The 25,698-nt window shown below is 73.0% G+C and carries 20 protein-coding genes; 7 read left to right on the top strand and 13 right to left on the bottom strand.

Going from position 1 to position 25,698, the window contains the following annotated elements; genetic code table 11:
• Positions 1-63: 63 nt before the first annotated feature.
• A complete protein-coding gene (locus ACYC1Z_RS00430; RefSeq protein ID WP_461407586.1) occupies positions 64-1,311 on the bottom strand; it encodes a sugar ABC transporter substrate-binding protein in 1,248 nt (415 codons plus the stop codon).
• A gap of 237 nt (positions 1,312-1,548) precedes the next feature.
• Here ACYC1Z_RS00430 and ACYC1Z_RS00425 point away from each other — a divergent pair, with 237 nt between their 5' ends.
• Both ACYC1Z_RS00425 and ACYC1Z_RS00420 read left to right on the top strand, forming a co-directional pair.
• Positions 1,549-2,589, top strand: coding sequence for a LacI family DNA-binding transcriptional regulator (locus tag ACYC1Z_RS00425; RefSeq protein ID WP_461407585.1), 1,041 nt, complete (start codon positions 1,549-1,551; stop codon positions 2,587-2,589).
• A 130-nt stretch (positions 2,590-2,719) separates the two neighbouring features.
• The gene (locus ACYC1Z_RS00420; protein WP_461407584.1) at positions 2,720-4,486 is read left to right on the top strand and encodes a glycoside hydrolase family 13 protein; all 1,767 of its coding nucleotides are present in this window, start codon (positions 2,720-2,722) and stop codon (positions 4,484-4,486) included.
• A 33-nt stretch (positions 4,487-4,519) separates the two neighbouring features.
• Here the strand turns inward: ACYC1Z_RS00420 and dusB are convergent, their stop codons facing one another.
• Genes dusB through ACYC1Z_RS00405 form a run of 3 tightly spaced genes read right to left on the bottom strand, consistent with a single transcriptional unit; the run spans position 4,520 to position 8,513 of the window.
• Positions 4,520-5,806, bottom strand: coding sequence for a tRNA dihydrouridine synthase DusB (gene dusB / locus ACYC1Z_RS00415; protein WP_461407583.1), 1,287 nt, complete (start codon positions 5,804-5,806; stop codon positions 4,520-4,522).
• Between the two features lie 39 nt (positions 5,807-5,845).
• Entirely contained in the window at positions 5,846-7,123 is a 1,278-nt protein-coding gene (locus ACYC1Z_RS00410) for a YibE/F family protein (protein ID WP_461407582.1), read from the bottom strand.
• A 4-nt stretch (positions 7,124-7,127) separates the two neighbouring features.
• On the bottom strand, positions 7,128-8,513 hold the full coding sequence (locus tag ACYC1Z_RS00405) for a glycine--tRNA ligase (RefSeq protein WP_461407581.1): 1,386 nt from the start codon (positions 8,511-8,513) through the stop codon (positions 7,128-7,130).
• Between the two features lie 208 nt (positions 8,514-8,721).
• On the opposite strand from ACYC1Z_RS00405, the gene ACYC1Z_RS00400 reads away from it, so the two are divergent.
• The 5 genes from ACYC1Z_RS00400 to ACYC1Z_RS00380 are packed head-to-tail and all read left to right on the top strand — an operon-like array spanning position 8,722 to position 12,342.
• Positions 8,722-9,597, top strand: a complete 876-nt coding sequence (locus tag ACYC1Z_RS00400; protein ID WP_461407580.1) for a metal ABC transporter substrate-binding protein — start codon at positions 8,722-8,724, stop codon at positions 9,595-9,597.
• On the top strand, positions 9,588-10,430 hold the full coding sequence (locus ACYC1Z_RS00395) for a metal ABC transporter ATP-binding protein (RefSeq protein WP_461407579.1): 843 nt from the start codon (positions 9,588-9,590) through the stop codon (positions 10,428-10,430). Before ACYC1Z_RS00400 ends, ACYC1Z_RS00395 begins: the two co-directional genes overlap by 10 nt.
• On the top strand, positions 10,430-11,344 hold the full coding sequence (locus ACYC1Z_RS00390) for a metal ABC transporter permease (protein ID WP_461407578.1): 915 nt from the start codon (positions 10,430-10,432) through the stop codon (positions 11,342-11,344). Before ACYC1Z_RS00395 ends, ACYC1Z_RS00390 begins: the two co-directional genes overlap by 1 nt.
• Positions 11,344-11,742, top strand: coding sequence for a Fur family transcriptional regulator (locus tag ACYC1Z_RS00385; protein WP_461407577.1), 399 nt, complete (start codon positions 11,344-11,346; stop codon positions 11,740-11,742). Before ACYC1Z_RS00390 ends, ACYC1Z_RS00385 begins: the two co-directional genes overlap by 1 nt.
• 24 nt (positions 11,743-11,766) lie before the next feature.
• Positions 11,767-12,342 (top strand): DedA family protein, encoded by a 576-nt coding sequence (locus ACYC1Z_RS00380; protein WP_461407576.1) that lies wholly within the window; start codon positions 11,767-11,769, stop codon positions 12,340-12,342.
• 74 nt (positions 12,343-12,416) lie between these two features.
• On the opposite strand, the gene acs is transcribed toward ACYC1Z_RS00380, so the two are convergent.
• From acs to ACYC1Z_RS00335, 9 genes are all read right to left on the bottom strand, one after another.
• A complete protein-coding gene (gene acs, locus ACYC1Z_RS00375; RefSeq protein WP_461407575.1) occupies positions 12,417-14,378 on the bottom strand; it encodes an acetate--CoA ligase in 1,962 nt (653 codons plus the stop codon).
• 85 nt (positions 14,379-14,463) lie between these two features.
• Positions 14,464-15,087, bottom strand: a complete 624-nt coding sequence (locus ACYC1Z_RS00370; RefSeq protein ID WP_461407574.1) for an acetate uptake transporter — start codon at positions 15,085-15,087, stop codon at positions 14,464-14,466.
• 153 nt (positions 15,088-15,240) lie between these two features.
• On the bottom strand, positions 15,241-16,032 hold the full coding sequence (locus ACYC1Z_RS00365; RefSeq protein ID WP_461407573.1) for an isoprenyl transferase: 792 nt from the start codon (positions 16,030-16,032) through the stop codon (positions 15,241-15,243).
• Between the two features lie 13 nt (positions 16,033-16,045).
• The gene (gene recO / locus ACYC1Z_RS00360; protein ID WP_461407572.1) at positions 16,046-16,777 is read right to left on the bottom strand and encodes a DNA repair protein RecO; all 732 of its coding nucleotides are present in this window, start codon (positions 16,775-16,777) and stop codon (positions 16,046-16,048) included.
• A 114-nt stretch (positions 16,778-16,891) separates the two neighbouring features.
• Positions 16,892-18,649 carry a 2-isopropylmalate synthase gene (gene leuA / locus ACYC1Z_RS00355; protein WP_461407571.1) on the bottom strand — a complete coding sequence of 586 codons (1,758 nt, stop codon included), beginning with the start codon at positions 18,647-18,649 and terminating at the stop codon, positions 16,892-16,894.
• A 505-nt stretch (positions 18,650-19,154) separates the two neighbouring features.
• The gene (locus tag ACYC1Z_RS00350) at positions 19,155-21,428 is read right to left on the bottom strand and encodes a transglutaminase family protein (RefSeq protein WP_461407570.1); all 2,274 of its coding nucleotides are present in this window, start codon (positions 21,426-21,428) and stop codon (positions 19,155-19,157) included.
• A 10-nt stretch (positions 21,429-21,438) separates the two neighbouring features.
• On the bottom strand, positions 21,439-22,668 hold the full coding sequence (locus ACYC1Z_RS00345; RefSeq protein WP_461407569.1) for a DUF58 domain-containing protein: 1,230 nt from the start codon (positions 22,666-22,668) through the stop codon (positions 21,439-21,441).
• Positions 22,665-23,714 (bottom strand): AAA family ATPase, encoded by a 1,050-nt coding sequence (locus ACYC1Z_RS00340; protein WP_461407568.1) that lies wholly within the window; start codon positions 23,712-23,714, stop codon positions 22,665-22,667. The genes ACYC1Z_RS00345 and ACYC1Z_RS00340 overlap by 4 nt, the downstream gene beginning before the upstream one ends.
• On the bottom strand, positions 23,704-25,698 hold a 1,995-nt coding region (locus ACYC1Z_RS00335), incomplete at its 5' end, for a fibronectin type III domain-containing protein (protein WP_461407567.1). The genes ACYC1Z_RS00340 and ACYC1Z_RS00335, both read right to left, overlap by 11 nt.

Below are 25,698 nucleotides of genomic sequence, written 5' to 3'. Positions count from 1 at the left end.
GGCCCGGCCGGGGCCGGCCGCACACCGGGGTCAGACGGCGCGGCCACGGCCGGCCGCGAGAGGTCAGGCCGCGCCGAGCGCACCCTGGATGTCGGAGGTCATCTTCTCCCAGGCGGCCACGGGCTCCTGGGCGCCGCTGACGATCGCGGCCTCGGTCACGCCCCAGAACGCCCAGACGGAGCCCATCTCCGGGATCGAGGGCATCGGCACGGCGTCCGTGCCGACCTCGCGGAACCCGGCCGTGATCTCGTCCGCGGACGCGACATCGGCGGCGGCGGTCAGTGCCGGCGGGCGGTCACCGGCCTCGTACAGTGCGAGCTGGGCCTCCTCGGTGGCCATGTAGTTCACCAGGAAGTCGTTGGCGAGGAGCGTGTTCTTGCTCTGCGCGCTCACGTAGAAGCCCTGCACGCCGGCGAAGGGCTGTGCGGGCTGTCCGCCGGCCGAGGGGATCGGGTCGATCGCGAGGTCGAGGCCCTCGAAGGAGGCCAGCATCCAGGGGCCGCCGACGATGAACGGGGACTCGCCGTTCTTGAACGCCTCGACGGCGATGTCGTAGGTGATCGCGGTGTCGAGCACGCCCGCGGCGCCCTGGGCGGCGAGCCACTCGGCGAAGGCGTTCCCGGGCTCCCCGCCGAGCGCGAGCTCGGCGGTGTAGGAGCCGTCCGCGTTCTGCGCGAAGACCGGCGCCCCGAAGGACGTCTGCAGCGGGTACATCGTGTAGGGGTCACCCTCCTCGCCCATCTGGATGAGGATCGGGTACGTCGTCCCGGCGGCCTGCCCGGCGGCGACGGCGTCGTCCCACGTGGCGGGGGCCTGTGCGGCGAGCGCGGTGTTGCGGATGAGGCCGATGTTCTCCACCGCGTAGGGCAGGCCGTAGACCTGGCCGTCCTGGGTGAAGGCCTCGACGGCCACGCTCTCGAACTCGGCGGCCTTGTCACCGAGCTCGATCGGGGCGACGACACCGTTGGCGGTGAGCTCGCCGAGCCAGTCGTGGCCACCGACGGTGATGTCGGGACCCTCCCCCGTGGGGACCTGGGCGTTGAAGTCCGGCCGGATGTCGTCGTAGTTCTTCAGGACGGTCTCGACGGTGGCGCCGGTCTCCGCCTCGAAGGCCGCGGCGGCCGCCTCGACGGCGGGCTGGCGGGTCTCGTCGACCCAGATGGTGAGCGTGCCGCCGTCCCCGGTGGGGCTCTCCCCCCCCGCCGACGTCTGTTCGGCGGGGGTTGTCCCGCCGTCGGTGCTGCCGCTGGAGCAGGCAGCCAGGGTGAGCGCCAGGCCGGTCGCAACCAGCGCGGTGATGCTCCGTCGCATCTTGATCTCCTGAGATGAGTGGCCGATGTGTCTGCCGACCGAGGCCCGGCACCCGTGCCCAGCCCTGCTCGGATGTGTCGACGATAGACAGGAAAGTGGCGCCCTGCAACTTCTTGCAGTAACTTTCAGGGAGCAGTTTTCACCGTCGGGCACGGCGACGTCGCCCGCACTGCCACCATGGCGACAACATCGCGGCACCATGGCCGCACGAGGACGAAGAGGGTCAGGTTTTCCGCGATGCAAGGGCGCACCAGGCTGACCGACGTTGCCGAGCAGGCCGGCGTCAGCACCGCAACCGTCTCCCGCGTGCTCAACGGCAAGGTGGGGGTCGCCGACGAGACGCGGCGCGCGGTGCTCGCCGCCTTGGACCTGCTCGGGTACGAGCGGCCCTCGACCCTGCGCCTCCGCTCCGCCGGCCTGGTCGGCCTCATCGTGCCGGAGCTGTCGAACCCCGTGTTCCCGGCCTTCGCCCAGGCCATCGAGTCGATGCTCGCCACGGCGGGCTTCACCCCGCTGCTGTGCACGCAGTCCCCCGGTGGCACCACCGAGGACGCGTACGTCGAGATGCTCCTGGAGCACGGCGTGGACGGCATCGTCTTCGTCTCCGGGCTGCACGCCGACACCCAGGCGGACGTCTCGCGCTACCAGCGGCTGCGCGAGCGTGGCCTGCCCTTCGTACTGATCAACGGTCACAACGACCGGATCGACGCGCCGTCGTTCTCCACCGACGACCGGGTCAGCATGGACCTCGCGGTGCGGCACCTCGCCTCGCAGGGCCACCAGCGGATCGGTCTGGCGCTCGGCCCGGACCGGTTCGTCCCCGCGCGGGTCAAGCGCGCCGGGTTCGAGCAGGCGATGGCCACCTATCTCGGCGACGCCGAGCCGCTCGTGGTCGCCACGCTGTTCACGGTCGAGGGCGGGGTGAGCGCCGGGACGACCCTGATCGAGCAGGGTCGCACCGCCATCGTCTGCGGCTCGGACCTCATGGCGCTCGGCGTCGTGCGCGCCGCGCGCTCGCGGGGCCTGCGCATCCCCGAGGACGTCTCGGTGCTCGGCTACGACGACTCCGCCCTGATCGCCTTCACCGACCCACCGTTGAGCACCGTGCGCCAGCCCGTCGCCGCGATCTCCCAGGCGGCCGTCACCACCCTGATCGGGGATATCTCCGGTGCCCCCGTGCCGCGCGGGGAGCTGCTCTTCGTGCCAGAGCTCATCGTGCGTGGTTCCACCGGGGCGGCGGTGGGCTCCGCCGGTGCGGCGGTGCTCTCCGGCTTCTGACCGGGCGGCCCCGAGGCGCCGACCGGACCGCCGCACGACCTCGCCCCCGGCTGTCCGGAACCGCTGTGCCTCTTACGCTTGCCGTACGAATCTTGCGCTTGCCATACGACCGGAACGACCCAGGAGCACCGTGACCGCAGATCTCACCTACCCCGCAACGAGCGAGACCACGATCGGCACCGAATGGTGGCGCCACGCGGTGATCTACCAGATCTACCCGCGCTCGTTCGCGGACAGCGACGGCGACGGCACGGGTGACCTGCCCGGCATCACGGCGCGCCTCGATCACCTGGCCGACCTGGGCGTGGACGCCGTCTGGATCTCCCCGTTCTACCTCTCCCCCCAGGCGGACGGCGGCTACGACGTGGCCGACTACCGGGCGGTGGATCCGCGCTTCGGGACCCTGGCGGACGCGGACGCGCTGCTGGCGCGGGCGCACACGCTCGGTCTGCGGGTCATCGTCGACCTGGTGCCCAACCACACCTCGGACCAGCACGAGTGGTTCACCCGGGCGCTGCGGGCCGGCCCCGGCAGCCCGGCCCGAGCGCGGTACCTCTTCCGCGAGGGCGATGGCGAGACCGGCGAGGAGGCGCCGAACAACTGGGAGTCGATGTTCGGCGGGCCGGCCTGGACGCGGGTGCGCGACCGCGCCGACGCCCCGGGCAGCCCGTGGGAGCACGACGGTCAGTGGTACCTGCATCTCTTCGACACCGCCCAGCCGGACCTGAACTGGGAGAACCCCGAGGTCCGCGCCGAGTTCGAGGACATCCTGCGCTTCTGGCTCGACCGCGGCGTGGACGGCTTCCGGGTGGACGTCGCGCACGGCCTGGTCAAGGCGGCCGGCCTGCCCGACTGGACCGGCCACGTGACGATGGTCGAGGGGGCCTCGGGCATCCCCGCCGTCGACGACCCGGCGGCGGGTGCCCAGCCGGCGCCGCAGCGCCCGCCGATGTTCGACCAGGACGGCGTGCACGAGATCTACCGGGACTGGCGACGCGTGCTGGACGGGTACGCGGGCGAGCGGGTGCTCGTGGCCGAGGCGTGGGTGGACCCGCTGGAGCGGCTGGCCCGCTACGTCCGCTCGGACGAGATGCATCAGGCGTTCAACTTCGCCTTCCTCGTCACCACCTGGGACGCCTCCGCCCTGCGCGACGTCGTCCTCGCCTCCTACGCGGCGAACGACACCCACGGCGCACCGACCACCTGGGTGCTGTCCAACCACGATGTCGTCCGGCACGCCTCCCGCCTCGGCCTGACCGAGACCGGCAAGGGCCCGAACGGCATCGGTGCGCAGGACCCCCAGCCCGACGCCGCTCTCGGGTTGCGCCGCGCCCGCGCCGCCACGCTCCTCATGCTGGGCCTGCCCGGCTCGGCCTACCTGTACCAGGGCGAGGAGCTCGGGCTGCCCGAGCACACCGGCCTGCCCGACGAGTACCGGCAGGATCCGGCCTTCTTCCGCACCGAGGGGGCCGAGAAGGGCCGCGACGGCTGCCGCGTGCCGCTCCCGTGGGAGCGGGATGCCCCCGCCGCGGGCTTCTCCCCCACCGGGGCGACATGGCTCCCGCAGCCGGCCGGCTGGGCCGCCCACGCCGCCGACGCCCAGCGCGGCGTGCCCGGCTCCACGCTCGAGCTCTACCGGGCGGCGCTCGCCACCCGGGCCGCGCTGGGCCTCGGGCTCGGCACGCTGACGTGGCAGGACGCGCACGCCGGCAGCGCCGACGTCGTCGCGTTCGTCAGCTCCGCACCCGGGCGCGACGACCTGCTCGTCCTCACCAACCTCGGCGCTGCCCCGGTCGAGGTGCCGGCGTCATGGGAGGTGCTCGTCGCGTCGGAGCCGCTCGAGGCACGCCTCGTCCCCCGTGACGTCACGGTCTGGGCGCGGCGCACCTCGAACTGAACCCGCCCCGACCGGGCGCGACGTGCGGCGCGCTCAGCCCCCGGAGACGGAGAGCTCGGCCTCGTTGATCATGGCGCGCAGCGCCTCGTCCATGTCACGGCTGCTCAGCCAACCGTCGGGCAGGTGGGGTCGCTTCGGGGAGCCGGCCCGGCCGCGCGGCCCCTCGGCGCCCGCACCGGGGTAGGGCTGGCCCAGGTCGAGGGCGGCGAGCCGCTCGTCGAGGTCGGCGAACGTGGCGACGAGGCCGAGGTCGTGGCGGGCCGCACCGCCGACGACGTAGCCCTTGAGGTACCAGGACAGGTGCTTGCGCATCTCCCGCAGTCCCCGCAGCTCCGAGCCGAAGTGTTCGACCATGAGCTCGGCATGCCGGCGGATCACGGCAGCGACGTCGCTCAGCCCGGGGGTGACCCGGTGGCCCGATCCGCTGGTGGCGGCGACGAGGTCGGTGAACAGCCACGGCCGGCCCTGGCAGCCGCGGCCGACGACGACGCCGTCGCACCCGGTGCGCGCCATCATGTCCAGGGCGTCCTCCGCGGCCCAGATGTCCCCGTTGCCCAGCACCGGTACGGACGTCATCGCCTCCTTGAGACGGGTGATCGCCTCCCACTGCGCCTGGCCGGAGTAGTGCTGCGCGGCCGTGCGGGCGTGCAGCGCGACGGCGGCGATACCGGCCCGTTCGGCGAGGCGGCCCGCGTCCAGGTAGGTGAGGTGGTCGGCGTCGATGCCCATCCGCATCTTCACGGTGACCGGGACCTCGTGGTCGCGCCCGGCGGAGGCGTCCCGGGCGGCGGCGACGGCGTCGGTCACGATGGTGTCGAAGAGGTCGCGCTTCCACGGCAGGGCGGCGCCGCCGCCCTTGCGGGTGACCTTGGGCACCGGGCAGCCGAAGTTGAGGTCGATATGGTCGGCCCGGTCCTCGGCGACGAGGATCCGCACCGCGGCAGCGATGGTGGCGGGGTCGACGCCGTAGAGCTGGACCGAGCGGACGGGCTCCTCCGGGTCCGGAGTGATCATGCGCATCGTCTCCGGTGTGCGCTCGACGAGGGCGCGGGAGGTGATCATCTCGGTGACGTAGAGGCCGGCTGGCGCGTACGTGCCACGCGGCCCCGCCCCCGGGGCCGCCGCCGCCGTGGACGAGACCGCCGCCGCCGAGGCCGCCGACGCGGACGCACCCCCCGGCGGGGCGTCCTCGCCCGGCGTGAGGCCGGCCAGCCCCGCCTCCCGGCACAGGCGCCGGAACGGCGAGTTCGTCACCCCGGCCATGGGAGCCAGGACGACGGGGCTGCCCAGGGTCACGGATCCGATCCGCAGCGCGTTCACCGGGTCATTGTCCCCGACGCCGCGCGCGGGTGCGTGCGATCAGCTGTGCGATGCGCCGGCCTCCGCCGGGCCCGTGCGCGCTGCGGTACCGCGCGCCGCCGCGATCACGTAAGCGGTGTCGGTGCGCTCCGCGGTTCCGGCGCGCTGCGCGGTGCCGCCCCGTACGGCCGCCCGCCGCACGAGCAGCGCGGCGATACCGGTGGTCGCCGGGATCGCGAGCACCAGCCCGATGGAGGAGACGAGCGTGCGCACGATCTCCTCCGCGATCTCCCCCGCCATCAGCGTGTCGAGCACGGGCCGGTCCATCATCGAGGCCACGAGCAGTACCGGCAGCGCCGTGCCGACATAGGCGAACGCGAGCGTGTACACGGTGGAGGCGATGTGGTCCCGGCCGATACGCATGCCCTGCGCGAAGAGCCGCGTCCGGGACAGCGACGCGTTGGCGCCGTGGAGCTCCCAGACGGCGGACGCCTGGGTGATCGTCACGTCGTTGAGGGCGCCGAGCCCGGCGATGACGATCCCGCACAGCAGCAGGTCCGAGAGCGAGAGGCCGGGGAACATCGTCGAGAGCACGAGCGCCTGGTCCGAGCTCGTGCCGGTGAGGTTGGCGGCGCGGGTGCCCCACGTCGCGAGCGCCACGGTGATCCCCAGCCCGATGAACGTGCCCAGCAGCGCCGTCGTCGTCCGGATCGAGATGCCGTGCGCGAGGTAGAGGGAGAGGAAGAGCATCGCCCCGGAACCGACCAGCGCCACCGCGAGGGGCGGCGAACCGAGCATGAGCGCGGGCAGGACGAAGACGACGATGACGGCGAGGGAGGTGCCGAGGCCGAGCATCGCCGTCAGGCCGCGCCACCGGGCGACGGCGAGGACGACGACGGCGTAGACCAGCGCGAGGGCCCCCACCGGCGTCGAGCGCTCGAAGTCCCAGAACACGTACGGGCTGCCCGTGCCCATGGCCTGCGGCGTGAACATCAGCCGCAGCTCGTCACCCACGCCCATGCCGTTCGCCATGATCTCCGGCGGGACCTGGACCGGTATGACCTGCCCCGCCCCCGCGCCGGAGGCGAGCTCGACACGGATCTGGCCGTCGGGGGCGTCGGCCGCGAGGACCTCGACGACGGTGCCCGTCTCGACCGTCATGCCGGTGCCGGCCAGCGGCATCGAACCGACGGGCGACTCGCCACGCGGCCACAGCGCCACCAGCCCCACGACCGTGGCGACCAGCAGCGGCACGACGAGCGCGGTGAGGATCCACCGCACCTGGCGGGACTCCGCGGGGGCGAGGGCCTCGCCGCTGTGGGCGTGTGAGTGGGCCATCCGGTCAGGCCCCGAGGAGCCGCTCGGCGAGGTAGCCGCGGACCTTGTCCAGACCGATGCGCTCCTGGGCCATCGTGTCCCGCTCGCGCACGGTGACGGCCTGGTCCTCGAGGGAGTCGAAGTCCACCGTGATGCAGAACGGTGTGCCGATCTCGTCCTGGCGGCGGTAGCGGCGGCCGACGGCGCCTGCGTCGTCGAACTCCACGTTCCAGTGCCGGCGCAGCTCGGCGGCGAGGTCCTTCGCCACGGGCGAGAGCTGCTCGTTGCGGGAGAGCGGCAGCACCGCGGCCTTGACCGGGGACAGGCGCGGGTCGAGCTTGAGCACGGTGCGCTTGTCGACGCCGCCCTTGGTGTTGGGGGCCTCGTCCTCCGTGTAGGCCTCGACGAGGAACGCCATGAGCGAACGGGTCAGACCGGCGGCCGGCTCGATCACGTACGGCACCCACCGCTCGTTCTTGGCCTGGTCGAAGTAGCTGAGGTCCTGGCCCGAGTGCTCGGCGTGGGTCGTGAGGTCGAAGTCCGTGCGGTTCGCGACGCCCTCGAGCTCGCCCCACTCGCTGCCCTGGAAACCGAACCGGTACTCGATGTCCACCGTGCGCGTGGAGTAGTGGGAGAGCTTCTCCTGCGGGTGCTCGTAGTGGCGCAGGTTGGCGGCGTCGATGCCCAGGTCGGTGTACCACTGCGTCCGGGCGTCGATCCAGTACTGGTGCCACCGCTCGTCCGTGCCGGGCTCGACGAAGAACTCCATCTCCATCTGCTCGAACTCGCGCGTGCGGAAGATGAAGTTGCCGGGGGTGATCTCGTTGCGGAAGGACTTGCCGATCTGGCCGATGCCGAACGGCGGCTTCTTCCGCGCCGAGGTCATGACGTTGGCGAAGTTGACGAAGATGCCCTGCGCCGTCTCGGGCCGGAGGTAGTGCAGGCCGGACTCGTCCTCGACCGGGCCGAGGTACGTCTTGAGCATCATGTTGAAGTCGCGCGGCTCGGTCCACTGCCCGCGGGTGCCGCAGTTGGGGCAGGCGATGTCCGCGAGCCCGTTCTCGGGGGCGCGGCCCTTCTTCTCCTCGTACTCCTCGGCCATCGTGTCGGCGCGGAAACGCCGGTGACAGCTCAGGCACTCGGTGAGCGGGTCGGTGAAGACGCCGACGTGGCCCGAGGCCACCCAGACCTGCCGCGGGAGGATCACGGAGGAGTCGAGGCCGACGACGTCGTCGCGGGAGGTGACCATGTTCCGCCACCACTGGCGCTTGATGTTCTCCTTCAGCTCGACACCCAGGGGCCCGTAGTCCCACGCGGAGCGGGTGCCGCCGTAGATCTCTCCCGAGGGGAAGACGAAGCCGCGCCGCTTGGCGAGGTTGATGACGTTGTCCAGGCGCGAGGGTGCGGCCACGGTAGATCACTCCGGTTGCTGGTGCGGACCCGCACCTGGCTGGCACGGGAGTTCACGTGGGCCGACGTGCGCCGGTCCGTTCCACTGGCCCAACCTACCGACGCCGGGCACGATCACCATGCGCCGGACCGCCCGCCGGACGGTGGTGCGGCGCACGTCACACCCACGAGTTTGACACCCATTCTCGGTTCAGTTGAGAATGATCATCATGAAGCATCGAGCTGCGGCGACCGTCGCGACCCTCCTGGCCACGACCGTGACCCTCGCCGCGTGCGGCGGCGGGCAGACGGGCTCCTCGGACGACGACGGCGGCGTCACGGCGCTGGCGTCGTTCTACCCGTTGCAGTACGTCACGGAGCAGGTCGGCGGTGACCGGGTCGACGTCACCTCGCTCACCCCCCCGGGCGCCGAGCCGCACGACCTCGAGCTCTCCCCCCGTGCCGTCGCGCAGCTCGGGGCCGCGGACCTCGTCGTCTATCTCTCCGGGTTCCAGCCCGCCGTCGACGACGGTGTCGAGCAGACCTCGCCCCAGCACGTGGTCGACGCCGCCACGCGTGCCGACCTCGAGACGGCTGAACCGCACCTGTGGCTCGACCCCGTACGCCTGGGGGCGGTCGCCGGGGACGTCGCCGACGCCCTCTCCGTCGTCGACCCCGACGGAGCCGCCGGGTACGCCGCGAACGCCGCGCGGCTGCGCGACGAGCTCGCCGCGCTCGACACCGAGTTCCGGGACGGCCTCGCCTCGTGCGAGCGCCGGACGATCGTCGTCTCGCACGAGGCCTTCGGCTACCTCGCCGAGACCTACGACCTCGAGCAGATCGGCATCGCCGGCCTCGACCCGGAGACCGAGCCCTCACCCGCCCGGCTGGCCGAGATCGCCGCTGTCGTGCGGGCCAAGGGGGTGACCACGGTGTTCACCGAGTCGCTGGTCAGCTCCCAGGTCGCCGAGACGCTCGCCGCCGACCTCGGCGTGGCGGCCGCCGTGCTCGACCCCGTCGAGGGTCTGGTCGACGACACGAAGGACTACCAGCAGGTCATGCGCGAGAACCTCGCCGCGCTGCGCGAGGCGCTGACATGCGCATGAGCACCCTGCCCGCCGCCGGGTCACGGTCCACCCCCGGCGTGGAAGCATGGACGCCCGTGGACCACCCGATCATCACCCGCGACCTCAGCGTCGTGCTCGGCTCCGCCCCCATCCTCCGGGACGTCGCCCTCACCGTGGGGCTGGGCGAGATGGTGGCCCTGCTGGGGGCCAACGGCTCCGGCAAGTCCACCCTCGTGAAGGCGCTCGTCGGCGTGGTGCCGATCCACGGCTCCGTTCGCCTCTTCGGCCACGATCTGGCCGGGCCGCGCCGGGAGCTGCCGTGGCACCGCATCGGCTACGCGCCCCAGCGCGTCACGGCCACCGCGGGCGTCCCGGCAACGGCCCTCGAGGTCGTGACCACCGGGCTCCTGGACAACCGCCGCCTGCGCCCCCCACGCGATGCCCGCCGTCGGGCGCTCGAGGCGCTGGACGAGGTGGGCCTGGCCCACCGGGCGCGGGAGAGCGTGCAGACGTTCTCCGGCGGCCAGCAGCAGCGGGTGCTCATCGCGCGCGCCCTGGTGCGACGCCCCGACCTCCTCATCCTCGACGAGCCGCTCGCCGGCATCGACCGGACCTCGAAGGAGGCGCTCGCCGGCACGCTCACCGGCCTGCGCGAGCGCGGCGTGACCCTCCTCGTCGTGCTGCACGAGCTGGGCGAGCTGGCCGGGCTGGTGCAGCGGGCCGTCGTGCTCAGGCACGGCCGCGTCGTCCACGACGGCGCCCCACCGCAGCCCGCCGCGGGCCACGACGACCCGGCGCACGACCACGACCACGAGCACGGCAACGACCTCCCGTCGGCCCCCACGGCCCCCGATCTCTCCTCGGAGTGGTGATGACCGCCCTCGACACCCTCACGACCATGCTCGCCAGCCCGCTCATGCAGCGCGGGCTGATCGTGGCGCTGCTGGTGGGCCTCGCCGCCCCGGTGGTGGGCACCTACCTCGTGCAGCGGCGCCTCGCCCTGCTCGGCGACGGCATCGGTCACATGGCGCTGACCGGCGTCGCCGCCGGCTGGCTCGTGGGCAACGTGGCCGGGCTCACCCAGCGCGACGCCCTGGCTGTGCCCGGTGCCGTCGCCGCGGCGATCGTCGGTGCGGTGCTCGTGGAGGTGGTGCGCGAGCGCGGCAAGACGAGCGGCGACGTCGCCCTCGCGCTCCTCTTCTACGGCGGCATCGCCGGTGGCGTGCTGCTCATGGGGCTCGCCGGTGGCACCGCCGCCACGCTCACCGGGTACCTCTTCGGCTCGATCTCGACGGTGACCACGCTCGACCTGTGGACCACCGTGGCGCTCGCGGCGCTCATCCTCGGCATCGGCGTCGGGCTGCGCCCCGCGCTGTTCTCGCTGTCCCACGACGAGGAGTTCGCCCGGGCGTCCGGGCTCCCCGTGCGCGTGCTCAACCTCACGGTGGCCGTCCTGGCGGCGCTCACCGTCTCGGTGGCGATGCGCGTGGTCGGGGTGCTGCTGGTGTCGGCACTCATGATCGTGCCCGTCGCGATCGCGCAGCTGGTGGTCTCCTCGTTCCGGCGCACGATGGCGGTGGCGATGGGCGTCGGCGTGGTGGTGACGGTGACCGGTCTGTCGATCACATACTTCTACCCGCTCTCGCCCGGTGCGACGATCGTCATCCTCGCCATCGGCGTCTACGCCGTAGTATCGGTGGTGCGTCCGCTGCTGGGGCGTCGGCCCTCGGCCACGGATCCGCACCTGGACGTCGAGGATGACGTCCAGGTCAGGGAGGCGGTGTGATGTTGCGGATGACGAAGCAGCGCTCCGCCGTCAGCGGGCTGCTGGAGCAGACCGAGGACTTCAGAAGCGCGCAGCAGCTCCACGAGATGCTCCGCGCCGCGGGCGAATCCGTGGGCCTGGCCACCGTGTACCGGACGCTGCAGTCGCTCGCCGAGGCGGGCGAGGTCGACGTCCTGCGCATCGACGACGGCGAGAGCCTGTACCGGCGCTGCGTCAAGCAGCAGCACCACCACCACCTGGTGTGCCGCGAGTGCGGCCGTACCGTCGAGGTGGAGGGGGCACCGGTGGAGCGCTGGGCGAGCCAGGTGGCGCAGCAGCACGGCTTCGTCGACGTCGACCACCACGCCGAGCTGTTCGGCACGTGCGGCGAGTGCGCCACCGAGCAGTACCCGTCCTGACCCTGCGACCCGCGCGGAGCGCCCATGCTCGACTTCCTCGCCAGCCTGCCCTTCTGGCTGCTCTTCGCCTTCCTCTACCTCGGGGCGACGGTGCGCGGCCAGGCCACCTACTGGGCCGGCCGGGTCGTCACGGAGCAGACCCTGAGCCGCGTCCACCCGACGTACGGGTGGCGCCTGCGGGCGCACCGGTGGTTGCAGGGTGAGGGGGCGGAGCGTGGCATCGAGGCGATCCGCCGGTGGGGGCTGGTCGTGGTGCCCTTCGCCTATCTGACGGTGGGCTTCCAGACCATGGTGATGGCCGGGGCGGGCGTGCTGCGGATCAGCTGGCCCCGGTTCTCCCTCGCCCAGATCCCGGGGGCGCTGGCGTGGGCCGCGATCTACTCCACCATCGGCTTCGCCGTCTGGGAGGCCGCGCTGGCCGCGGCCGCCGGTTCCCCCTGGGGCCTGGCCGGCCTGGCCGCCGCCGCGATCGTCATCGTGGCGACCGTGGCCGTGCGGCGGCGCCACACCCGGGCCCACGAGGTCGCCGTCCTGGTGAACCCGACGGCGACCGATCGCGACGCACCCCACCCCACGCCCGGCCGGATGTCGCAGGACTGACCCGCGACGCCGCAGCGCCGAGGACGCCTCAGCGCCGAGCCAGGCGCGTCGACGTCGAGCCGTGCCGGCGCCGGTCAGCCCTCGTCGCTGGGCTGCCTGGCGAGCTTCTCCTGGATGAGGTCCATCACCGAGGAGTCGGCCAGCGTGGTGGCGTCACCCGGCTCCCGGTTCTCCGCCACGTCCTTGAGCAGGCGGCGCATGATCTTGCCGGAACGCGTCTTGGGCAGGTCGGGCACCACCATGATCGAACGCGGCTTGGCGATCACGCCGATCTGCTTGGCCACGTGGTCGCGCAGCTCGGCGACCACGTCGTCGCCCCCGCCGTGGGCACTCTCGCGCAGGATGACGAACGCCTCGATCGACTGACCGGTCGTCGCCTCGGCAGCACCGACCACGGCCGCCTCGGCGACCATCGGGTGCGACACCAGCGCCGACTCGATCTCGGTGGTGGACATCCGGTGGCCGGACACGTTCATCACGTCGTCGACCCGGCCCATCAGCCAGTAGTCGCCGTCCTCATCGAGCTTGGCGCCGTCACCGCTGAAGTAGACACCCGGGAACCGCGACCAGTAGGTCTCCTGGTAGCGCTCGTCGTCACCCCACAGGGTGCGCAGCATCGCGGGCCACGGCTCGGTGATCACCAGGTAGCCGGCGCCACCCTTGTCGACGGGCTTGCCCGCCTCATTGTAGATCGCCGCGGTCACGCCCGGCAGCGGCGTCATCGCCGACCCCGGCTTGCCCGCCGTCACGCCCGGCAGCGGGCTGATCAGGATCATGCCGTTCTCGGTCTGCCACCAGGTGTCGACGACCGGGCAGTTGTTGCCACCGATGACCTCGCGGTACCACATGTAGGCCTCGGGGTTGATCGGCTCGCCGACCGACCCGATGAGGCGCAGCGAGGACAGGTCGAACTTCTCCGGGATCTGCCGGCCCCACTTCATGAAGGTGCGGATCGCCGTCGGCGCGCAGTACAGGATGCTGACCTCGTACTTCTGGATGATCTCCCACCAGCGGCCCTGGTGCGGGGTGTCCGGGGTGCCCTCGTAGAGCACCGAGGTCGTGGCGTTGGCCAGCGGGCCGTAGACGATGTAGGAGTGGCCGGTGACCCAGCCGACGTCGGCCGCGGTCCAAAACACGTCCTTGTCCGCCTTGAGGTCGAACACCGCCCAGTGCGTGTAGGACACCCCGACCATGTAGCCACCCGTGGTGTGGAGCACGCCCTTGGGCTTACCGGTGGTGCCGCTGGAGTAGATGATGTACAACGGGTGCTCGGCATCGAAGAACTCGCACTGGTGCTCGGTGCTCTGGTGCTCGACCACGTCGCTCCACCACACGTCCACGTCGTCGTTCCAGGCGACGTCCTGACCGGTGCGCTTGACCACCAGGACCTTGCGCACGCCCGGGCACTTGGCCACGGCCTCGTCCACCGTCGACTTGAGAGCCGACGCCTTGCCGCGGCGGTTCGCTCCGTCCGCCGTGATCACGACCTCGACACCGCAGTCCTTGACCCGGTCCTCGATTGACTTTGCGGAGAAGCCCGCGAAGATCACCGTGTGCGGGGCGCCGAGACGCGCGCAGGCCAGCATCGCGACCACCGTCTCGGGGATCATCGGCATGTAGATGGCCACCCGGTCGCCGGCCTTGACCCCCAGCTCGATCAGCCCGTTGGCCGCCTGACAGACCTGCGCGAGCAACTCGGCGTACGTGATGTCCCGCTGGTCACCGTTCTCCGCCTCGAAGTGGTAGGCGACCCGGTCGCCGAGCCCGTTCTCCACATGCCGGTCCAGGCAGTTGTACGCCGCGTTCAACTTGCCTCCGGTGTACCACTTCGCGTGCGGCGCGTCGCTCCAGTCCAGGACCTCGGTGAACGGCTCCGCCCAGGTGATCCGCTCGGCCTGCTTGCCCCAGAAGGCCAGCCGGTCCTCCTGGGCCTCCGCGTAGGCCTCCGCCGTCACGTTCGCGTGCGCCACCAGCTCGGCAGGTGGTTCGAAGCTCCGGGTCTCATGGAGCAGGTTCGACAACTCGGCGTTGCTCATTTTTCTCCTCCTAGGGTGCGGCGGGCGCACGGGCCTCGGATCGTTCCGACCGGTCTCAGCTGTCAACACACGGGCTGGGCAAGGGTCATCGGCCCACCCCGAGCGGGCCGATGGGCAGGATCTGCTTCTTGAACGTGAAGGCGGTGACGACCGCGAACGACGCGTACCAGGCCACGATGGCGGTCAGGATCCCCACATAGCCGCCGGCCTTGCCCAGCCCGGCAGACCCGCTGAACTCTCCGATGGCAAGGAGGAAGAAGGTGATGGTCAGCAGCACGAACACCACGAGCACCGCCACGTTGGTCCGGAGCGCCGCCACGGTCATGTAGAGCGTGAAGATCCCCCAGGCCAGCAGGTAGAGGCCGACACCCTTGGCCGCGTCCTCGCCGGCCCCGCTGAGGTCGGTGTGCCCGGTCAGCCACCAGAACGAGATCCAGAACGCGCCGAACGAACTGAACGCCGTCGCGCCGAAGGTGTTGCCCTTGGCGAACTCCCACATCCCGGCGGTCAGCTGGGCCAGCCCACCGTAGGCCAGCGCGAGGCCGAACACCGTCGGCTCGACGGTGGCCGGCACGATGCCCGCGTTCACGACGCTCAGCACGAAGGTCGTCAGGGCGAATGCACCCAGCCCGAGGGCCGACGGATCGGCGATGTGCGCCCCCGGCGTGAAGAGCGGGGCTGGGGCTTGCTGCCCTTCGGTCGTCGACATGTCTGCTCCCTGGGACGAGGTCGACCGGTTGGGTCGTCGGGCCGTGTGGCGACCCGCACCCTGGAGGTGACCCGTCACCACCAGAGCACCCTCCCGTCACGAGGTGACCCTGTCAAGGCCTCATGATCGGGGGTATCGCACTCCGCGGAGTGGTCACCGCGCGGGATCGGACGTCGGCCGGTCCACGGCGCCGCCGTAGCGGCGGTCGCGGCGGGCGTAGGTCTCCACCGCCCGCCACAGGGTCCGTCGGTCCACGTCCGGCCAGGCGTCCTCGATGAAGACCATCTCGGCGTAGGCCGACTGCCAGAGCAGGAAGTTGCTCATCCGCCGCTCGCCGCCGGTGCGCAGGAACATGTCGACGTCGGGCAGGTCGGCCTCGTCGAGGTGCCGGGCCACGGTGCGCTCGGTGACCCGCTCCGGGTCCAGCCGGCCGGCCGCGACCTCGCGGGCGATCTCGCGGGCGGCGTCGGCGATCTCGGCCCGGCCTCCGTAGTTGACGCACATGGTCAGCGTGCACACCGTGTTGTGCCTGGTCTGCTCCTCGGCGCGTTCGAGCTCGCCGATCACCGAGCGCCACAGCCGGGGCCGGCGCCCGGCCCAGCGCACCCGCACGCCCCAGGCGTCCATCTGGTCGCGGCGGCGGTGCAGCACGTCACGGTTGAACCCCATGAGGAAGCGCACCTCCTCCGGGGACCGCTTCCAGTTCTCGGTGGAGAAGGCGTAGGCGGAGACGTGGGTGACACCGACCTCGATGGCCCCCGCGACGACCTCGAGCAGCGCTGCCTCGCCGGCCTTGTGACCCTCGACCCGTGGTAGACCGCGGGCGTTCGCCCATCGGCCGTTGCCGTCCATGACGACGGCGACGTGCCGGGGCACGAATCGGCGGTCGATCGTCGGCGCCCGCTCGCCCGAGGGGTGTGGCGGCGGCGGGACGGGACTGGTCATCGGACCGGCCCGCTCATGCGCGCTCGACCAGCCGCAGGGACCGGAGCTGCCGTTCCAGGTGCCACTGCAGGTAGGCGGCCACCAGTCCGGAGGCCTCCCGACGGCCGCGGCCGTCGCAGGCGTCGGCCACGGCCCAGTCGCCGGAGAGCAGCGCCCCGAGGAGCGCGATCGTCGCGCGCGCGGGCGAGGCGGAGCCGGGGGTGCGGCAGATGTCGCAGAGCGCCCCGCCGAGCGAAGGGTTGAAGCTGCGGTGCGGGCCTGCGGCCCCGCACTGGGCGCAGTCGTAGCAGCTCGGGGACCAGCCGGCCACCGCGAGGGAGCGCAGCAGGTAGGAGTCGAGCACGAGCGAGGGTGCGTGGCGCCGGGTGGAGAGAGCGTGCAGCGCACCGATGAGCAGCAGGTACTGCTGCGGGGCGGGCTCACGCTCGATCTCGGTGAGCCGCTGGGCCGTCTCGACCATCACGGTGCCCGTCGTGTAGAGCGAGTAGTCGACGGCGATCTGGCGCCCGTAGGGCGCGATCGTCTCCACCTGGGTGATGGTGTCGAGATTGCGCCCACGGTGGAGCTGGACGTCGATGACGCCGAAGGGCTCGAGCCGGGCACCGAACTTGCTCGAGGTGCGCCGCACCCCCTTGGCGACGGCCCGGACCTGCCCGTGCTCACGGGTGAGCAGCGTGATGATGCGGTCGGCCTCACCGAGCTTGTGGCCGCGCAGCACCACAGCCTCGTCCCGGTAGAGCTTCACCGCGCCATCATCCCAGGTCCCGGCGCGCGGGCCCGGCAGCCGCGCCGGGGGCTCGCCCGGCGCGGCACGCGCACCCCACGCACCGGCCGTGCCGCCCGGGCGGTACCCCCACCCTCAGCGGCGGGCCCGGTTGACGGCCGACACGATCGCCTTGAAGGAGGCGGTCATGGTCGATGGGTCGATGCCCACGCCCCACAGCACCTGGCCGTCCACCTCGCACTCGACGTAGGCGGCCGCCGTCGCGTCCCCACCCTCGGAGAGCGCGTGCTCGGCGTAGTCGAGCACGCCGACCTCCACCCCGACGTCGCCGAACGCGTTGACGAACGCGTCGATCGGTCCGTTGCCGGTGGCGGCGACGACCTTCTCCTCGCCGTCCTCGACGAGCGTGACGGTCAGGACCGCGTCGGTGCCCTCCCCCGCCGTCGTCACCGTGGTGCCCTTGAGCGCGTACCGGCCCCAGGGCTCCAGCCCCATCGCGGCCGTGTGCGGGAGGTACTCGTCGGCGAAGATCGACCACAGCTGCTCGGCGTCGATCTCACCGCCGTAGGCGTCGGTGTGCTTCTGCACGATGCCGGAGAGCTCGATCTGCAGGCGCCGCGGCAGGTCGAGGTGCCGGGTGGAGGACAGCAGGTACGCGACGCCGCCCTTGCCGGACTGGGAGTTCACGCGCACCACGGCCTCGTAGCTGCGCCCGACGTCCTTGGGGTCGATCGGCAGGTACGGCAGCGTCCAGACGACGGCGCGCTCGTCGCCGTGCGCGGCCGAGACCTGCTCGGCACGGACCTCGAAGCCCTTCTTGATGGCGTCCTGGTGGGAGCCCGAGAACGAGGTGTAGACGAGGTCCCCGCCGTAGGGGTGGCGCGGGTGAACGTCCATCTGGGTGCAGGACTCGACCGTCCGGCGCACCTCGTCGATGTCGGAGAAGTCGATCATCGGGTCGATGCCTTGGCTGTACAGGTTCAGCCCCAGGGTGACGAGGTCGACGTTGCCGGTGCGCTCCCCCTGGCCGAACAGGCACCCCTCGACACGGTCGGCGCCGGCGAGCATCGCCAGCTCGGCGGCGGCGACGCCGGTGCCACGGTCGTTGTGCGGGTGGACGGACACGGCGATGTGCTCGCGGCGGGTGAAATTGCGGCTCATCCACTCGATCTGGTCCGCGTACACGTTGGGGGTGGCGCGCTCGACCGTGGCCGGCAGGTTGAGGATGATCTCGCGGCCGGGCTCGGGCTGCCACACGTCCATGACGGCCTCGCAGACCTCCAGGGCGTAGTCGATCTCGGTGTCGACGAAGATCTCCGGGGAGTATTGGTAGCCGAAGACCGTGTCGTCTCCGAGCACCTTCTCGGCGTGGGCGAGCACCTCGCGGGTGCCGGAGACGGCGAGCTCCCTGGTGGCCTCGCGGTCGTTGCGGAAGACGATGTCGCGGAAGACGGGCGCCGTGGCGTTGTACAGGTGCACGGTGGCACGGTGGAACCCGACGATGGAGTCGATCGTGCGGTGGATGAGCTCGGGGCGGGACTGCGTCAGGACCGAGACCGTGACGTCCTCGGGCACCGCACCGTCCTCGACGAGCGAGCGGACGAAGTCGAAGTCGGTCTGTGAGGCCGCCGGGAAGCCGATCTCGATCTCCTTGTAGCCGATGGAGACGAGCAGGTCGAACATGCGGCGCTTGCGCGCGGCGTCCATGGGCTCGATGAGCGCCTGGTTGCCGTCGCGCAGGTCGGTCGAGAGCCACCGCGGCGCCGCGGTGGTGCGTCGGGTGGGCCACCGCCGGTCGGACAGGTCGACGGGGTTGGTCTCCTGGAAGGGCCGGTACTTGGTGATCGGCATACCGGAGGGGGTCTGTGCGGAGATGTGGTGCTGGGTCTTCATCGGTCTTCCTCGTCCCTGGTGCGTGCGATGGGCCAGGCACGACGAGCGCCGCGACGAGGAGCCGGCCTCAGTTGGCCTCGTCGCGGCACGGAAGGAGCAGCCCCTGCTGCTCGGGGCGAGCCATGCGCACGGAAGGAGGTTAGCGCGCGAGGACGGTGCGCGTCACGCTGCCCAGGGATCGGACGGCGTCGCCGACGCGTCGGTCAGCGCTGCCCGGGCGTGAGGACCGGGAGGATGACGTCGCGCCCCCTGCAAGCGACGTCATCCTCCCGGTCGTGGCCACACCCGGCCGAACGCCCGGGGGTTCTCCCGCCGGTCACCCGGCGGATCCCTCGGTGTCATTTCTACCTGGGTGGGCCGCAGATGTCGCCCTCCTCGGACGGGGAGAACTCCCCATCCGTGCGCTGACCCGCGTAGCTGCCCGATCGTCGGGTGCCTTGGTCGGTGCATCGCCGGGCGCCCGGGCCTTCTGCACCGTGCCGCGGCGCGGTGGGGAGCGGTCCGGTCACCGGCGCCGCAGCGAGCGGACGGAGAGCCGGGAGCGCCACCAGCGCCGGCGGCCGACCCGGCGTCGTAGCCCGCCGAGCGCGGCGCCGACCTCGGCCCAGAAGTCGCCGATCGTCGCCTCGTCGGGCTCGTCGGGCCCGAATGTGCCGGCATCGACACGCTCCGCCAGGACGAGGGCACCGGACGCGGGTCGCCCAGGGTCGCCGAGGGTCGCGGCCATCTGCCCGGCCGCCTGGCGCCGGGTGGCGGTCGGGCTCGGCGGCACCCCGAGATCCGTCACGGCGTCCACGAGTTCGTCCCAGCCGCCGGCGATCTGGTCCGCCGGGCCACCCCGCGTGCGGCGCCGTGCGCGCCGGCGCCCCTTGAGCGCCAGCACCCCCAGCAGCGGGGAGAGCAGGAGGAGGAGCACACCACCGCCGGCGACGGCGGCGACGGCGCCCGGTCCCCACCCGGTCTGCGGGTCGGGCTCGTCCGCCTCCGGTGTGCCGCGCTCACGAGCGGTGCGCGGCGCGTCGGGCGGGTCGGGCACCGGTGGTGGGGGCTGCAGCACCTGGGGCTGGGCCTGGTCCTGGGGCTCGGTCGTCTCCGACTGCCAGATGCGGTCCGCGTCGGGCGTGGGGTGGAACGGGACCCAGCCGTGCCCCACGAAGGGCACCTCGACCCAGGCGGTGAGGTCCGCCCCGGTCAGCGTGACGCTCTCCCCCGCCTGCGGCGCCTCGAAGCCGAGCACCACGCGCGAGGGGATGTCCATGGTCCGGAGCATGAGGGCCATCGCCGCGGCGTACTGCTCGGCGTCGCCGACCATCGCCTCACCGGTGAGCAGGGCGTCGATGCGTGCCGCGCCGTGCCCGGCGAGAGACGGGGTGTCGCCCTCGAGGCCGTGCGAGAAGTACCCCTGCTGCAGCCCCGCCTCGAGGGCCTGGATCCGTGCGAGCGGGGTGGTGGCACCGGAGGTCAGCCGCCCCGCCGCCGTCGCGGCCGAGTCCGGGTACCCGGCGGGTGGGAGCTCGACCCGCGCGATCGGGGCACCCGTGAGCGCGGACGTCGACGGGGTGGCCGCCAGTGCGACGCGGAGGCGGTAGGTGTCGCCCGTCGACAGCCCGGCCGGCACGACCCCGGTCCCCGTCTCCCGGTTGACGAAGAGCCGGCCGTTCAGCCGCTCGGCGCCGCCGGTGAAGTCGAGGTCGAAGGGCCGGCCGACCATGGGGACCCAGACGTCGGCGTAGTCCCCCACGGCGACGTCGATCTCGCGGACGCCCCCGACCGGGTCGGGCTCGATCCGCTCGCCGACGCGGCGGAACTCCCCGGAGCCGGTCGCGGCGCCGTCGGAGACGGCCCACACCGTCCCGTCGTAGGTGTCCAGCACGGCGAGACGCACGGGTGCACCGGCGGGCAGACCCTCGACGGTGAGCAGCGCGTCGTCCCCGTGGTCCTTGACGAAGCTCCGGTAGCCGGCGAGCGGGCTCGGGTACCGGTGGACGTCCGCGGGTGGTGTCAGGTGGTCGCGCAGCACCAGGCGGGCACCGCCGGTGAGCGTGCCCGAGGCGCCGGAGGCGAGGCCGGCGCCGGTCCCGAGGAGCACACCCACCAGCATCATCGCGCCGAGGGGGACCCACCGGTCGGGACGGGCGTGGCCGGTGCGCCAGCTGCCCCACACCACCGCGGTCAGGGCGGCGACGACACCGGTGACGGCGGCGGAGCCGGTTTCGGAGGTGGCCAGCAGGACCGCCGCCACCAGGGCGAAAGCAGGAGCGATCAGTGCCGGCACCGACCGCGCGGTCCGCAGCGCCACCGTCACCGCCACCAGCGTGGTGACGAACGCCAGGAGGTAGGGCACCGCCAGGACGCCCCCGCGGATCCCTACCGGCGGGGTCAGCGCGAGCACGTCGCCCCAGGCGGTCAGCACGCCCTGGGCCACGCCCGCCAACGTCGAGGCGGTGGGCAGGACCCCGCCCACCGCCGTGTCCGGTGCGACGAGGGCGGACCCCGCGGCCAGGACGACGACGCCCACGGCCGACACGGTGAGCCCGGACCAGTGGCGCCACGCCCCGGCGACGCCGACCGCGGCGGCGAGCACCACGCCGCCGACCGTCGCCACCAGGGCGCGGCCGGAACCGAACACGGGGGCGAAGGGGGCGAGCGCGAGGAGCACGAGCGTGCCGAGGACGGCCACGTCCACCCAGGCGAGCGCCGGGGACCGGCGAGCAGGTGCCACGGGGCGCAGCGTGCGCACGGCGCCCACGGCCGGCGAGCTCGCGGTCGGTGGGGTCATGCTCGGATCCTCATCGCAGGGCACCCCGCAGCGTGCGGGGCAGCTCCTCCAGGGAGGGCACGGTCACCACGCGCACGGCGCCGACCACGCTGGTCCCGGCCTCGGCGGCGGGATCCACGCGCAGAGCCAGCGCCCGCACCCCGAGCGGGAGGACGGCGCCCGCTGCCCGCAGGGCGTGGGCGGTCACCGGTGAGCCGCACACCAGGACGGCCACCGAGGCGTGCGGCACGTCGCGCGCGACCGTGCGCGCCATCGACACCACACCGCCGGGGCCCGACCCCGGTACGAGGCGGGTCAGGGCGTCCATGAGCCGGCGCCGGGACGTGGTCGGCAGGAGCTCGTGGCTCGTCAGCACGGTGAGGTCCTTCTCCTCCGCCAGCGCCTCGAGGCCGAGCGAGGCGGCGGCCGACACCGCGGTCTCGAGCTCGTCGCTCGTGGCGTAGTCGGCGCCGTTGCGGCTCAGCGCGACCACGACGTGCGAGCGGCGGGTCTCCTCGAACTGGCGGACCATGAGGGTTCCGGCCTTCGCCGTGCTGCGCCAGTGCACGTAGCGGCGGTCGTCACCGCGCTGGTACTCGCGCAGGGCATGGAAGGACAGGTCCGAGCTGGTGAGGGCGCGGGACGGGCGGCCCTCGAGGTCGTGGAGGTACCCGGCGGCGGTCGACGTCAGCCGCACGGTGCGCGGGTGGACGAACAGCTTCCGCACATCGGTCCAGGCGACGGTGCGGCGCAGCAGGCCGAGCGGGTCGCCGCGGACCGAGCTCACCGGGCCGACCGCGATCACTCCCCGGCGGTCGGTCGGCACGGCGAAGACCTCCTCGTGGGAGGCGTGCTCCGTCCCGGCGGCGCCGAGCGCGGGGCTGACGAAGGTCACCTCGCCCGCACCCACCGGTGTCTCGATGCGCGCCGCACCGGCCCGGGTGCCCCGCAGATTGCGGACCACGACGGCGCCCAGCGCGCGGTCCCCCGCGACGACCCGGGCCTGAGCCAGGCGGAGCTCGACGGCGAACCGTTGCCGGCCCACGAGGAAGAGGACGGCCGACAGGAGCAGCCCCAGCAGCGCACCCGCCGCGCTCACCAGCTCGGCCCAGCCCAGGAGCCACCCGGCGGTCCCGGCGACGACGACGCCGACCAGCCCGGCCCACCCCACCGGGGTGAGGGCGCGGACGGTCACCCGGGCGCCCCCGCGGACCCGCTCGGCCCGGCGTCCCCAGCCGGCGGGGACCGGCGGCAGCCTCACCGCGAGCCGGCCCCCTCGCGCCGGCCCGCGGGCGGCGGCACGCTCGCGAGCACGCCGTCGAGCACGCCGTCGGTCGTGACGCCCTCGAACTCCGCCTCGGCCTCCAGCACCAGCCGGTGCGCGAGGACGGGGACGACCAGCGCCTGGACGTCGTCGGGAACGACGTAGTTCCGCCCGCTCGCGGCGGCCCACGTCTTGGCGGCGCGCACGAGGGACAGCGCGCCGCGCACGCTCGCCCCCAGGACCACGGCGGGCGCCCGCCGGCTCTCCGCCACCAGGCGTGCGACGTAGTCGAGGACCGATACGTCCACGTGCACGTTGTCCGCCTGGGCGACCATCTCCGCCACCTGCGCCCCGGTGATCACCGGGGCGAGCGTGCCGGCCCGGTCGCGCTGGGCGGCGCCCGCGAGGATCTGCACGGTCGCGGCGTGGTCCGGGTAGCCGACCGACGTGCGGATGAGGAACCGGTCGAGCTGGGCCTCGGGCAGCCGGTAGGTCCCCGCCTGCTCGATGGGGTTCTGGGTGGCGAGCAGGATGAACGGCCGGGGCACGGCGTGCGGGACGCCGTCGACGGTGACGCGCCGCTCCTCCATGACCTCCAGGAGCGCCGACTGCGTCTTGGGCGAGGCGCGGTTGATCTCGTCCGCGAGCACCACGGAGGCGAACACCGGCCCGGGGTGGAAGTCGAACGTCTGTGCGCGCGGGTCGAAGATCGACACGCCGGTGACGTCCGAGGGCAGCAGGTCGGGGGTGAACTGGATCCGGCTGCTGGTCGTGTCGAGGGACTGCCCCAACGCCCGGGCGAGCTGGGTCTTGCCCGTGCCGGGATAGTCCTCGAGCAGCACATGACCACCCGAGAACAACGCCACCACCACCAGCCGCACCACCGCCTCCTTGCCGACGACGGCGCGTGAGACGTTCTCGACGACGTCGCCGAAGACCGCCGCGAACCTGGCGGCGTCCTCCCGTGACAGCGCCGCGGGCGCGGGCGCGGCCCGCTGCCGCACATCCAGCTCCTCGGACGTCGTCCGCGACTCAGTCGACATAGACAGAGTGCTCCAACCTTCCGCTCGGTCCATCCACGATCACCTGGAGCGTTCCGCTCCGCCACGGGTAGGGCACCTGGGGATCGTACGTGCCCGAGCCGCCGAGCCGGACGTCCCGCTCGATCCGGAAGTGGCTGCCGGACACCGACGTGACCGTGTACTCCCCCGGCTCGAGGTCCCGGTAGTCGACGTCGATGTAACGGCAGTCGTTCGGCGACTGGTGGCACGGCGTCCAGAGCGGGGGGTCGGCGGGGCGCTCGACCCGGACCGTGATACCGGGGGCGCGCGGGGCCGCCGAGGTCGACGCCCACGCGTCCTCGCCGTCCCCTCGGGTGACCCGCAGCGTGGCCTCCCAGACCGTCCCGGGCCTGGCGGCGAACGTCCGGGTCCCCTGGGGGGCCGTGCCGAGGTTCTGCCAGGCGCCCCAGTCCTCGCCCGCGACACGTACGTGGAGCTCGACCGAGGTGAGCGCGAGACCGTTGGGGTCGACGGACCAGCCGAGGGTCACGGACCGCTCGTCCCTGGTCGCCGTCAGGGTGGGCTTCCCGAGCGGTCCGAAGGGAACGACGGACGCCGACGCCGGGGACGGCTGGGACACGTAGGTGTTCCACGCCCGCACCCGGAAGGAGTAGCTCTGGCCGTCCGTGAGACCGCCGACCTTGCGGTTCGGCGAGAGCTCGGTCCAGGTGCCGCCGTTGACGCTGACCTCGTAGTGGTCGACCCGCTCGCCGTTGTCGGCGGGGTCGGCGTACTGGAGCCGTACCTCGCCGTCCGTGCCCGTCGCGCTCGCCACGGGCGTGCCCGGCGCCGACGGCGCGATGCCCGCCCGCACGCTCCGGGACGGCACGGAGTCCGGCCCCCAGCCGGCCTTGTTCTGGGCCGCGACCGTCACCGAGTAGTCGGCACCGACCGGGGCATCCGCCACGAACGAGCGCTCGGCCGTGGTGAACTGCCGGACCGGCTGACCGTCGCGCAGGATCGAGACCCGGTACCGGGCGACCGCGTCGCCGTTGGCGAACGGGGCGGACCAGGTACCGCGGATCTGGGAGGCGACGGGGTTGTCGACGCGGTCGACGGACGGCTGCGCGGGCCGGCCCGGCACCCCGGCCGGCACCGCGCCGGCCGACCACGCCGACCAGTCCGACGGCTCGGGCGCGCCGTTGTGGGCCCGCACCCGGACCTGGTACTCCTGCCCGTTGGTCAGGCCCGCCCAGGTGTGGCTCGTGCCGGTCACGCCGACCTGCCCGGAGCCGGCCGCCGGGGAGATCTGGACGTCGTAGCGCGTCACCGGCGAGCCGACGTTCTCCGGGCGCGCCCACCGCACGTCGAGGGCGCCGTCGCCGGCGACCACCGTCGGCGCCGCCGGCGCCGCGGGCCGCACGTCGGGGCGGGCGGGGGCCGAGGGCGCGGAGGGCTCGGAGCTGCCGACGGCGTTGGTCGCCGCCACCGTGAAGGTGTACTCGGTCCCGTTGGTCAGCCCCGGGACGGTGCACGTGGTGGTGGCGCACTGCGCGCTGCCCGCGCTGGACGTCACGGTGTAGCCGGTGATGGGCGAGCCGGGGCTGGCCGGGGCCGACCAGGACAGCACGACGGCGCGGTCCCGGACCTCCGCCACGCGCGGCGGTGCGGGGCGGTCGGGCGCCCCGGCCACCTCCATCCGCACGCGGGCCTCGACGTTCCGCGCCGGGTCCAGGGTGGCGTCCTGCACGGTCGTCCGCACGACGACGCTGCCGGTGTAGCCGGCGCCGGAGGTCACCACGACCCGGCCGCCGACGATCTCGGCCTGGGCCTGTCCGCTCTCGGGCGTCACGGCGAGCAGGGTCAGCGGCGTCTCGGGGAACGGGTTGACGGCGCCGGCCAGCACGTCGACGGTGACGGCCTCGCCCTGGTCGACCACGCCGAGGTCGACGTCGCCGACGGCGGCGAGCGGCCGGGTCGAGGTGACCACCTCGGCGCGCACCGTGCCGAGCACCGGATCGGCACG

This window comes from Georgenia sp., assembly GCF_054605595.1.
The sequence above is the reverse complement of the archived record's forward strand: the minus strand, read 5'-3'. Positions and strand labels throughout refer to the sequence as shown.